The organism is Mesorhizobium sp. M0664 (genome assembly GCF_040320565.1).
In the GTDB taxonomy this organism is placed as follows: Bacteria; Pseudomonadota; Alphaproteobacteria; order Rhizobiales; family Rhizobiaceae; genus Mesorhizobium.
Genome location: NZ_JAMYPW010000023.1, coordinates 1 through 12,085 on the forward strand (window position 1 = coordinate 1; position 12,085 = coordinate 12,085).

Annotated in this window: 5 protein-coding genes; 2 read left to right on the plus strand and 3 right to left on the minus strand. The window is 61.3% G+C overall.

The genetic code is table 11. From position 1 onward, the window contains the following. Both NKI39_RS20135 and NKI39_RS20140 read left to right on the plus strand, forming a co-directional pair. The coding region (locus tag NKI39_RS20135; RefSeq protein WP_352833892.1) for a hypothetical protein at positions 1-210 on the plus strand (210 nt) is incomplete at its 5' end. A gap of 10 nt (positions 211-220) precedes the next feature. Continuing rightward, positions 221-679: a hypothetical protein gene (locus NKI39_RS20140; protein WP_352833895.1), complete on the plus strand. Its 459-nt coding sequence runs from the start codon at positions 221-223 to the stop codon at positions 677-679. A gap of 6 nt (positions 680-685) precedes the next feature. Here the strand turns inward: NKI39_RS20140 and NKI39_RS20145 are convergent, their stop codons facing one another. From NKI39_RS20145 to NKI39_RS20155, 3 genes are all read right to left on the minus strand, one after another. Further along, a complete protein-coding gene (locus NKI39_RS20145) occupies positions 686-1,549 on the minus strand; it encodes a hypothetical protein (RefSeq protein WP_352682131.1) in 864 nt (287 codons plus the stop codon). A 302-nt stretch (positions 1,550-1,851) separates the two neighbouring features. Next, entirely contained in the window at positions 1,852-6,696 is a 4,845-nt protein-coding gene (locus NKI39_RS20150) for an NACHT domain-containing protein (protein WP_352682129.1), read from the minus strand. Positions 6,697-6,907: 211 nt separating this feature from the next. Next, the gene (locus NKI39_RS20155) at positions 6,908-12,049 is read right to left on the minus strand and encodes an NACHT domain-containing protein (RefSeq protein WP_352682127.1); all 5,142 of its coding nucleotides are present in this window, start codon (positions 12,047-12,049) and stop codon (positions 6,908-6,910) included. Positions 12,050-12,085: the final 36 nt, after the last annotated feature.

Below are 12,085 nucleotides of genomic sequence, written 5' to 3' on the forward strand. Positions count from 1 at the left end.
GAGGAGGTCGCGTCGACCTTAATCAAGACGCTTCGGTGCGAGTGGATCCACGGCTTCATCGCCGACTTCTTCAACACTATCGGTCAGATCTTGCCGTTTGAGCTGGCCGCCGGAACGGGCACTGCGCCATCTCCGGACCTCCGGATCGCCATCAGGACTGAAGGGATTCTTCAAAGGCACGCATGCGGTGCCTCAAAGTCCGCTGATTGAGCTGCCGCATATGTCGAAGGTTGCGAAGGCAGGCCTCCGTCTCGCCGACACGGCTATCAAGAACGGTATCGAGTTCGATTTCAGCTATGAGGCGGATGCCAAGACGGGCACCCAGAAAATTGCCTTCAGGGTGACGCCCGCGGAGGCGCTGGAAGCGAAGAGGCGGGAGAAGGCGCGGCAACAGTTGCTTACCGGCCCGGAGACGGTGCGGCGGCTAACTGCTGCCGTTCCACAGGTCCAAATCGAAGACTTCACCAGAAGAGTGATTGCGCACGCCCCGTCTGGCAGCTCGTTCGACCAAATTGTGGTCGAGGCTTTCGTGCAGTTCATGAAAGATAACGGCAACGCTTACCAGTTGCTACAGCTCGCGTTGTCATTTGAGATGCAGGGCAGGTCGGACATCGGGCAGGTCATACGCCGACATATCGATGACGGACCGGGCAAAGTGAGCGTCAGCGTAGCGGACTAGGCTCAATCAAGCCTTTGGGGCAGCTGCGGGCTTCTCCGCTTCCTTTGCATCAGCGACAGCTGCCCGCTCTTTGGGCGTCGGGAAAATGGTCTGAAGCTCCTCGGGTGGTATCCGCTCTTTGCCCTTATCAAGGATGCCACTGGTACAGATCGTGATGAACCCGACTCCAAACTGCGAGGTGGAGATCATGAAGTCCCCCTTCTCCTTGTACCCGTAACGGTAACCGAACCGCCTGCCGTAATCCTTGATGTTGCCCCGGCCACCAACCTCTTTTTCAGGCAACATCCTATTCACGTAGTCGGTTAGCTGCGACGCGCGCGGATGGCTGCTGTGAACCGTTGCGGTCCAGATGTAGTGCTTCTTCGTAAGGAACTTGCCGCCCGTTTCCTTGTAGTAGATCGCACACGCCATCTTCCGCCCGATCCTCGTGGCCGCCGCAGGAAACTCTGCAGGCACACCAGCCAACGGCATGTTCGACAAATCGGCGTCCGCTGGCACATGAATCCCCATTTCAGCCAGTGCCGCCGCCTTGGCCTGATTGCTGAGCTTGGTGTTCAGGAGCGCGGCCGGATAGTTGTTCTTGATGCCATCCTGCAGCCGCCACATCGACCACAAGTCGTTGGTGAACAGGTCGGGGTTTCCCATCTGCATGTAGTAGCCGAATATCTGGTCCTCCCTCTTGGTCGAGCCGTTGCAGGCCTCACACGCGGGGAACTCAAAACCCTCCGGGAAGAACCCACGCGGGAAGCACGCCTGAGGCGGGATGTGGTCGACCGTGGACGACTTGGTCACGCCTCCACAAAGGCAGCACAGCGGGTTGTCCTCCAGCAGTTGCTGGTAGCGGCTCTTCTTTTGTTTGGCCTGTCCCATTATTTCAGCAGCCCATGCAGGAGGTCGTTCAGCTGGATGGTGCCATGTGCAAACCCGTCGGCGAGAGCATCGATTTCAGGAATCGAGAGCCGCGCGCTTTGCGCGATTAGCTGCTGTTCCGCTTGCTCGAAAGCCCCGCGTCCAACCTTGCTCAGGCCGATGCCGAACGACGGTCAGTCCGGACTGAACTATACCCGTTAGAGCATCCTTGTCAGGCCTAAGTTTAGCATGGCTCGGTTTCGGATAGGTTAGCAGGCGACATCTACCGGGCTAGGGAAGCGCGGAGATGTCGAGCGACCTGGCTAACGGCCCTTCCGCTGCGCAAACAATGGGACAATCGCAAGCGCAGCGTTCGAACCAGCGTCGGCCATAATGGCCAATATGCGCCGGATCTCGGGCCTGTCGCAGCCCGCGTGATCGGCCAACGGCTTCGCGAGCGCGGCGGCGCGGTCGCCAAGATCATCATATTGCCAGAATTTCGGATCGCGGCCATGCGCCTCGACAAGGCGGGCGAGCCATCGCGTATAGATGGAAGCTCGCTCGTCCAACGACATGCGTTCGACCACACGCAATGATAACCACGCCGCTCGGCGGAGATGAAGTGTCGATTGCTGCCAGGTGTCGATCCATTCCAGAAGATCTGCGAGATGTAGCCAACCGGGCGGAATTGGAGTCGACCAAGGGCCCACGAACCCTGCAGCCTCCACGCAATTGTCGAGTGAATCATAATTGGTTTGCCGAGATGGGACGGCCGTCGCCATGACCCATTCCGCCGCGGGCTTCCACGCGAACCAGAAGCGTGCGTCGGGCCTCCGCTCGCTGACCATTAGTTCGTGGGCGATCGCCTCCATATAGTTGCCGACGAGTTCCCGGCCGTGATCTCGTTCTTCAAACCGGGTCAGACTTTTCCAGATCGCCCCATCGCCGTGGAAGGCCGCAAAGCGCCCGACCTCGCTCGCCATCTTGTGGGCCCATTCGAAGGGATAGCGGCGGTCGTGCTGCCGCGGCTCCTCGTCTTCCGAATAGTCCCGTGTCCATTCGACGAGGCCCTTCAAATAGGTCGCGAAAGCGTCGCGCCCCGTTGCCTCGCTCGTAAGGCGACGCCAGTCGAGGCGGGCTAGAATTTCCGCCACGCGTCCCCAGTCGAGCACGACAGGCGAGATCAGCCGAACGCGGCGCGGCGGATGATACCATTTGCGACCGCGTACCCACTGAGACCGATAGGGTGCCGGCGGAAGGTCTGGAACTCGGTTTGCCGGACATGGCGTTGCAGCGCGTTTGATAATCTTCAATCGCCTCCTCGCCATGCGTCTCGCAGCCCTTTCTTCGCTGCCCTGAAACCAGAAATGGCCGATGTCGATCACGCATACATCCAGCGTGGCAAAGGTCACCCGGCGAGCAAAGTCCGGGTTTGCGTCCCAGAGAAGTCCATCGAGCACTGCCTTTTGAAGGCCATGCAGCCGATCGACGGCAAGTTCGAGGACACGCCGCTCGATGGCGTCGTTGCGCTGGCGGCAGGCATACGCGGCGAGCCCCCATGCTCCTATATCCTGAGGGTCGAAGCTGAGTAGCGCCTCATCAACAGTAAAGTGTTCTTCCGCTGGCGAGCGCCGATTCTGACAACCCGCCTCAAGCCGTTCGCGAGCCCATTCGAGCCTTGCATCGAGAAACGCCATGTCGGCCCTTGCGACGACAATTGCTGCTGCTCCAACAATGGCGAAGGAGGTCATCTTTCGGGCCAGTCCGAATCCGCCATCATCGGCATCCTCGGGCGGTTCGGCCATCACTTGATCAGCTAGTTCGATAGCCTCTTCGAGGGTCAAGCCTTCCTCGATACCACCTTTCTCGCGCGAGTGGACTGCCCACATCGCCAACCGATTTACCTGTCCCATTCTGCGGCGGTTTTCTTCTGCAGCCTCGATGACCTTGAGCTGCTCGGCCGGAGGATTGATATGGGCTTCGATACGCTGCTTGGCCTCATTGTAGCTGATCTCGACCTGATTCTGGTCGCTGTCGGAGAGGATGCGTGCGAACCGCTCCCCGTTCGCCGCGACCCATGATGAATCGGCCGGCTGTCGCTTATCTTCGGCGAGATCCTCCAAACTCCACGTGCCACGCAAGGCGTCGAACTCGGCTTGGACTGTCTCGCCCGCCTTCAGGCGGAATGGAAGCATCAACGTGTGCGACATCGGCGACTGCGCCTTATGTCGCTCGAAGATCGCCTCGACCTGATCGAAGTGGTGATCACGCTCTGAGAAACTGTAGCTTATGCGATGCGCCGGTTGTTGGTCGTCGATATGCTTGCGAATGTCGTAGTTCCAGAACCGCGGCGTCCCGAGAAATGGCGCAGCGTGATCAATCGCACCCGGCGTGTTTACATGCGCCTTGAGGAGAGAAATACACAGACCCGCCGTCGCCACCAGACCGTTGGGCTGTAGAGCGAGCCTAATAAGGTCGCCGACATCCCGTCCGTTGGATGCTTGCCGATGCATCCATTCATCGAGCGCGAGATGCATCGAACCCAGGATATTTGATCCGAGTACGGCTCGGGACCAGCGGTAAACGGTCTCGTCACCCCAGAGAGCGATGGTATGCCCATCGATTTTGAGCGTCAGCGCAAGCGGTTGTTCCCCGTCGCGGCAGCGGGCGTACCAGCGCCAGAAGACCGAGGCTCGCCGTTCGATTCGATGGAAAAGATCCAGCGCCAACACTTCGTCGGCCTCGAACAACTCAAGGAAACCCGCGCGTGATGGGCCAGGCGGGTAGCAACTCTGACCGTCAGGGAGCCCCGAGCTATGAGCGTCGGAAAAACTAAATAGCTCACGCCCGAGGATCGACTGATCGTTACGCGAGCGGCGTCGCGGCGGCAGATAATGGCAGGCGCAAAGCTTGGCCCACGTGGCTGGAAACTTACCTGCCAGGAAACCAGGGGATTTCAGCAACTTGCGTCGCGGGCTGCCGAGGCGCCGATCATTAGCCAGACGCGCGAGATAGGCTTCGACACCGCGCGCGTCCGACTCAGCGCAGAATATCAGAGCCTGCCGAAGTTTCTCTTCGATTAGCTTCCAAGCGTCGCGGTCCGGCAAATCGATCCCGAAAGGCTCGCGTCTATCGCTCCAACCGAGCAGGTGACGGCATTCCTCGATCTCATCCAGCCAAGGGCGTACGATCTGTCCTATGGCCTGGCTATGGGCGTTCGGGAAGTTGAGCGTTGCTCGGCAGAAAACGCGCGCAGGTTCGGCAAGCTGAGGAACAAGACTCTTCGGCCAATTGGACCATTTCGGCAGCGACCAACGTAGAAATGGAACCCAGCTTCGCCACACCGGCTGCTTGCCATAGGTTGCGATCGCGTAGCGTTGGCTTTCGCTAAAATGGGCAAGGTGAGGAGAGTGTAGGAGCGTTTCGTCTAGCCTTGTCTCGGATACGAGGAGCGAGTCAAGAAGACGGCGGATCAGCCGGAAGTCATCGGCTTCGAGGGCGGAACCGAGATCGTCAAGGATTGCGCTAGAGGCTTCGGTATAGAGCGGCGCGACGAGCCAGGCCCGAGCCCAGGCAGGATCTATTGAGGTGTCGGCTTCGAGCGCCGCATACACTTCGCGCCAACGGACATAGTGGCCTTGCTCGAGACACAATTGTCCGAGGAGCCTAACCGCTCGAAGCCACCACAACGGCTCACCGCTGTCGCGCAAACGTTCGCCAAGCCGGTCGCAGTCGGGCAGCAGACCACGGGCGATGAGCCAATCCTCGTGTACGTCAAAAGCAAGCGTGATTGCGTCGGCACGAGGGTCTGAAAGCAGCGTGCCTTCGCTTATGAGGCAGAGCGCTCCTTCCGGATCGAAAACGGAGCTCCCAGGCGCGCGCGTCGGATTTTCGACAAGCCACCGCCCCATCTGCGACAGAGCCTTGGTCCGGCAAACGGTTAAGCGGGCATCATTCTGATCTGCATTAGCCCATTTTCCTGCTAAATCCATTTCGGTAATGCGCCCCTCGGGCGGTACGTCGAGTTTTAAAAGCTCGCGAAGAAGAAAGAGCCGCCGGTTCTGCTGGGCAAGATCATTCCGTCTGAGTAAAGATGCAAAGGCCGGGAACGCTTCCGCAACTGCTTCACAATCCTCCTCTTCTATCGCATCGACCGGAAGGCTCGCCGACTTGCTGATCCCCGCGTCATCGAGAGCGGCGAGCACCAAGTCCCGGTCTTGATATGCGCGAGCGGAAGTAATCATCCGCCAATTGCCGGCATCCAGATAACGTGCCGCGAGCGCCAGCAGGTCGGTCACGACCCCGCGCCGCTCCGAGAGCAGGAGTCGGTCGGCCCCGTCGATCAGGACCAGCAAATTGCCACCGCGTCCGAGGCGCTCGAACAGCTTTGTAGGTGTCTCGCCGATCCCGAGTTGCACCAGGTATTCGGCGAGCGAGCCTGCCCGAACCCTATTGTCTTTCAGAACAAAAAGCGGACCCAAATGCTCAAGTGCCAGGCGCTTCAGGATAGCCGATTTGCCACCTCCGCCCTCACCTGTGACGCGGACGATATTATGCTCAGCAAGATAGACCGACGCGCGCGCAACGAGATGCGACCGGGGCAGTTGGAGACTTTCACTGCCGCGGCGCAAGCGGTCCTCGATTGACCCCAAGGCGGCCTCGGCGGCCTCAGCCACACGCTCGAGATCAGCCGCGCCTGCCGCAAGCTCAGGGTAAAATTGGCGGATGACCGATGGATGCTTTGCCAGCAAGGCTTTGAGAGCGCCCCAGCCAAGAATATCTACCTCGAACTTGCCGACGGCAACCCGATCCGCGGAGACAGTGCGGGCGTGCTCCTGGAGATCCGCATCGACCTCGGCAGTCGTCGCAAAATACCATTTCCCGAGTGGTGGTGCGAACGCCTCTGCTTTGCCGAGCTCGATATCGAACTCGGCCTTAGTTGGCTTTCCGCCAAAGCCTTGGTCCTTGCCTTTGCACTGAACACCGAAGTATGTACCCGGCTTCCATTCGGGCGAGCCGTATACGTCGACGCCGTGCTGCGGTTGGCCGATCCGGCCGTTCTTCTGCGCGGTTGGATCCCTCCATACTTCCGCGAACAAGGCGCAAGACAGGTCCTCGAAGGTTTGCCACTTGCTCGGCGCATTGATCTGTGAGTCGAGAATATCCACGAGCTCAGCCTTGGCACAGCGAAAGATAGCCAGCAATTATGCGGGCGGAGCAATATCTACCCCAGCGCAAGATATTTCGCTTCCATTTTCACATTGGCCGGCGCGAACGCTAATCTGCAATCCGACTCACCCTCCGCTGGCCGAGCTGTTTGAGCCGATGCTTGATGTCCCGCGATTTCGCCTTGCGCGCCGATCGCGTAGGAGGACCTACTCAGCTTCTCCCATCCAGACGCGCGACCGATGCCTGTGGGTCGCCCGCAGCCGCTTCCACCCGCAACTCGAGCTCATGCGCCTCGGCGACGCCAACCCCGATCAGATTGCCCAGCGCGCGGTCGATCCGGCCCCGCGCGGGATGCGCCTGGATCAGCAGGCTCGGTTGTTCGGCGAACACGGCATCGAACCAGCGCACGACGCGACCACCGATGCCAGCGGTGATCCACAGGCCCGCCGCGCGGGTGCGATCGAACCAGGCCTCCACTGCATCGAGGACAAAGTCGAGGTGTCGCGCCCGGGGCGCAACGAGGAGCAGCTTCATAGTGCAAAGCGCCACGAACACCGTCGGCCCGCCCCTCAGCAGGGGGCGCATTGTGGCTAGCAGCGGGTCGATGCGGTCGAAGAGAAATGGCGGGAGATAGCTATGCGTCCCGTTAAATGGATCGTGGGTATTGAGGAGCATCTTCGCGATGATGCCGCCACTTTCTATGTCGATCCGCGAGCTGGCCGGATCGCCGGCATATTCCCACCGCCTGAGCGCGATCACCCGCTCCACCAGCTTGGCGCGCAGATCGGCAGGCCGAGAAGCGGTACGTTGGAGATCATTGAAATAGAGCGCGTCGGCCGCATGCATGACCGTCTGCGCGACCTCGCAGAAGGGCTCGTCTGGCAAATCGGTCACGAGCTTCAGATCGGAATCGAACGACATAGGCGTTCCGTCGAGTAGCCGCTCGGCGAACAGCGCATAATAGTGCAGGTTCCAGTCGTGGGGATCGCGGTCGATCTCGGTATCAACCGACAGCCCCAACCCGTTCATCCGCGCGGTCCAGTCAGCATAGGCCGCGACCACCTCCTGCCGCCAGCCGATCGATCCCTTAGGCGCGGCCTGCATCATCGCCAGCCACTGCGCCGCAGCCGCGCTGTCGACGTGGACGATCTCAATCGCCTCGTCTTCGTCGAACTGTGCCGGTGGGACTGGTCTAGGAACGCGAATACGCGAGCCGCGACGCAGATGTGGACGCTCCTTGGGCCATGTCGGCCACGCAGATTCGGCGCCGCCATCCAGCCAGGCGACCTCGGCTGCGACCGCTGCATCGATTGCCGCGGCCCGCTCTGCTTCGAAACGCGCATGCTCGGCGTCGTCCTCCTCCTGATAGCTCTTCCAGCGCCAGGTCGTGCTTGCGAAGGCTACGCGCATCGCCGCTTTGAAGAGCCTGGGCTCGATCTCGAGGATCCGCGCAAGGCCGGCGGAAAATGCCGGCGCGGCGCTGCGGTCCTTGCGGGTCGCGAGCCGGATCAGCGCATCTCGGTCCGCTTTGCTCCCCTTGCGCCCCCAGAGATGGATCAGCGCAAGCGTCGCGATCGCCGGGCGGTTGAAGCGCAGCGCAAGCTGCGAACCACCCCCGCGATCGGACTGCTCTTCCAACGCGATCGAGATGACCTGACGAACCCATTTCTCGTGCGTCACGAGCAGATCGTCATCCCCATCGCGTGCTACCAGCAGGGCAGTCGTGACCAGCCTCGTCGAGCGCGATTTGAGAGCATCGGTATCACTGTCGTCGGGAAGATCGCCCTCCGCATACTCGACCGCATCGCGTGCCGTTGAGGCGTTGGCGTGTTCGCCTTCTCCGCCCATAGCCAGACTGACGCGCGCCTCGATTTCGCTAGATCGAAGGAACTCGCCCCGCGTTTTCTCCATCGCCGCAAGATGGGCGGCCTCATCCGCCGGCGGCTGATAGGCCAGCTTCCCCTCCCCGATGTCTGTCCAGTTCGACCGTTGAAGCATGTTGTTGGCACAGCGGGCGATGAACCGCGTATCGCCCCAGTTCGAATAAGGCTCATAGGGCTCCAAGTTCTCGATCGCGGCGCCCAGTTGCTCACGCAGACGGTTCGCAATGGTGTCGTCGCCCATATAATTGGGGACGATGTCAAGCAAGGACGCACCCCGTGACGGGCGGGCTTTCAAGTCGGCGAGTTTGACCTTTCCATCCGGCTCTTTCCCAATAGGGAAATCAATTCCCGACCCGATTTGATCATGGGTCTGCCGCGCGCGGTCGGCAGACAGCAGCACAGGGGCTGCGATAAACGGCGCGAGAACGTCACGACCGACACTGAAATGCGACAGCAGTACGTCGATTGCGACCAGCAGATAGGCCGCACAGCTGCCTTCGGGTCCAAGGATGTCGGTGAGCACTTCATCGACGGGTACACCGTCGTCGAGGCGCTGCTGGCTCCACGCCTCGAGGGCCTTCAGTCCGGAGGCCGCGGAATATTCGTGGCTCTGGTCGCGAGACCACAAGTAGCTCGAAGTCCAGGGAAAGAAGCGCGGGCCATGGCCGAGATCGACGGTGTAGCCGTCGTCTTCCGGGGCAAACCCGTCGGTGTTGAACGCTATCGCTTCCGCAACCAGCGTCCGAATCAGCCTCAACCCTTCAGCAGCGCCGGACTCCAACAGATCGAGGAATGGCGGCTGCGCCGGCGAGGCCGGCAGATAGTCGCTGTCGGCGAAGGTGAAGGCTCGCTCCATCGAGCGGTCATGGCGGCCGCGCCGCTCCCGCTTGTCAATGAGGCTCGACAGTATGAGGTCCGTAAGCTCGGCCGGCGCAACCGGCGCGATCACCTTGGAAAACGGCCGGATCGCCTTGACCTTGTAGCTGTCCCCCTCGGCGCCGAGCTCCCTTAAATAAGTCTTCAGTTGATCGGGCGCGAATTCGCCAAGCAAGACCGCAATCAGGCGCAACTGCTCTATCGTGCTACGCGACGCGTCGCTCGCCGCCCGGCCGAGGCTTCGCTCTCCGGGGATCGTCACCTCGGCGTCGCGAACATCAAGCTGACGCAGCCAGCCAAACAGCATGATGGCCGTCTGCTCGGCGAACGGTCGAAGGTGCTTGAGGAAATAGACCTGTATTTGGACCAGCTCGACCACCGCGCCGATCGCCGACATTGGAATCTCAGCAGCATGCGCCACCACCCAGCGCAGGACCAGAACTGCCGACCCGGTATTATTTGTACGATACGAGCGCGGCAGATTGACCTTGGAGCCGTCCGGCATCGTCATCAAGTCTGCCGTCGCCACGGTCTCGGCCGCCGCGATCGCCGTGCACAATTCGATAAGGCGAGCTGCGTCGTCTGCCAATAGACCAGCGCTGCACTTTTCGAGCAATTCGAAGCCGGCCTCCGACCGCGGCAAGGCGAGGATGGCTTGGCGCCGCCATGATCCGTGCGCCCCTCGCGGAGACAGATGAGCGATCAGATCGGTCCAGGCGCTGCAATCTGCCCCCGTCTCGAGCGCGAGACGTGCGGCGAACTCGATACCGCGCGCCACACGCGGCGATACCGGCACAGTCAGATCGAGTGCGGCCAGACGGCTCGGATTCTCTGCGATGTAGTTCCCGATCGCCCAGTCGCGCAGCACGTCGTGATAGAAGTTTAGCCGGTCGCGGCGCACTTCCTTGAGCGTCAGTGCCTCAAGCAGATGCGTCCGAGCAGAAGAATCCTCGGTCAGCTCGACCCCGTCTTCTCCCTTTATGGCACTCGCCGCGAGCGCTGCCAGCAGCCGCTGCGCGGCGCGCACCTCCGCAGCCGACGCGCCGTCCGCTCTCTTCCACCACGAATCGGCCATTGCTGCTTCGGTCCGAACCTCGGTCGCGCTCGGCACCTTCAGCAACCGGGATAGCCGATAGAGATTACGAGCAAGACCGGCGGCGGGATGTTGGGGGGCAAGCAACAGCCGAAGATCCGGCGCCTGATTAACTAGAATCGCGACTTCATCGTCCGACAAGGGGCCGACGGGTACCGGCTGCACGCCGCCCAGGGCGGCAACGATCTCTTCGTCGAGCCAAGGTTCGATATCGACATGGCCGGCAGTGCGCGTGGTAGCGATTACTGTAAAACCCGGAATCGTGCTCGCCGCGCGCATGAGCTCGATGATGGTGCGTTGGCGGCCTCGATCGTCGAACATATCAATGCCGTCGACGAACAGCATCGCGGCGCCGCTAGCGGCCAGATCGGTCAGGAATTCGCCCGCCGAACCCGGAATACCGAGCGCGTTAGAGAACGGTAGCCAGCCGCCTGCCGGCGTCGAGTCGCAGTCAAGCACGATGATCGGCGCTTGGCGCGCCACGCGCTCGGCGACGTGCCGAAGCACCCAGGACTTACCGACACCGGAATCGCCACGGATTTCGATGAACCGATGCGCTTCGGACGCGTCATCCACCGCAGCGACAGCTTCCAATCGTGGCAAGGTCACACCCGCCACGCTCGTCCCGATATGGGAAAGCGTATTCCGCGCGAGTTCGGCTAGCTTGGCGCGTGCCAGCCCATAATCGCGGTCGCCGGCAAGCCGGAACCCTGCCTCGGCGAGATCGGCCCTGAGGCTATCTCGATCAATTTTACCGCCAGTGGTTCCGGTCTTGATCGACAGGTCGGTCAGCCGGCTCCATAGCGCCTCGGCACGGGCGACATCCTCGTCTGCCAGCGCCACCCGCGCGAGCGCCAGACCATGGGCCCGGGCAATCGGCGCCATCGCTTCGAAATCGAACTCGAGGATGAGCATTCGCCGCAAAAGCAACCAGATCGCCTGGTCATTGTCAGCGATACCGCCGGCGATCAAATGCTTTCGCGTCGTCGCGACGAAGTCGCGCATGTCCTTGCTCGCGACGCCCTTGGCGTCGATGCGGTTGAAGAACGCTGTTGCGCTATCCGCAGTTCGCGCCCATTTGAGCACATCCTGATAGGCGCCCGAAATCTTGCGGCTGGTCCGTTGGGTCGCGATGCCGAGAAGATGCCGGTCCTCCGGGACAGAACCCACCGTGCTCAGCGCAATTTGCGACGCGACGTCCTGATAGACGCTATCGCCAGGCGAGAAGGTAATATCCCGCTTCGACTGGATTTCGAGGATGAAGTCGCCCGCCGATCCCACGCCCGAAACTATCAGGTCATCGAGCTTGAATCCCTGCTCCGTGCCCTGGAACCGAATGCTGACGACCCGGGCGTCAGGCAAGCCCGGTGCCCGATTGCCCGTCAGCAGCGCAAGCAGATATAGCGCGCCGAGCTCACCTTCGATATAGGCACCGGCTGGCCCCCGCGATGCTGGGCTCGAACCGCGCGCGATTTCGGAGCTGGACTCCTGTTCCACCATTGAGATGATTTGCAGGGAGTCGTCCTCCCGATCAAG

Excerpts from the sequence above, each read along its gene's own strand:
- NKI39_RS20155 (WP_352682127.1), bottom strand. The coding sequence starts at position 12,049 with ATGGTGGAACAGGAGTCCAGCTCCGAAATCGCGCGCGGTTCGAGCCCA.
- NKI39_RS20140 (WP_352833895.1), top strand. The coding sequence starts at position 221 with ATGTCGAAGGTTGCGAAGGCAGGCCTCCGTCTCGCCGACACGGCTATC.
- NKI39_RS20145 (WP_352682131.1), bottom strand. The coding sequence starts at position 1,549 with ATGGGACAGGCCAAACAAAAGAAGAGCCGCTACCAGCAACTGCTGGAG.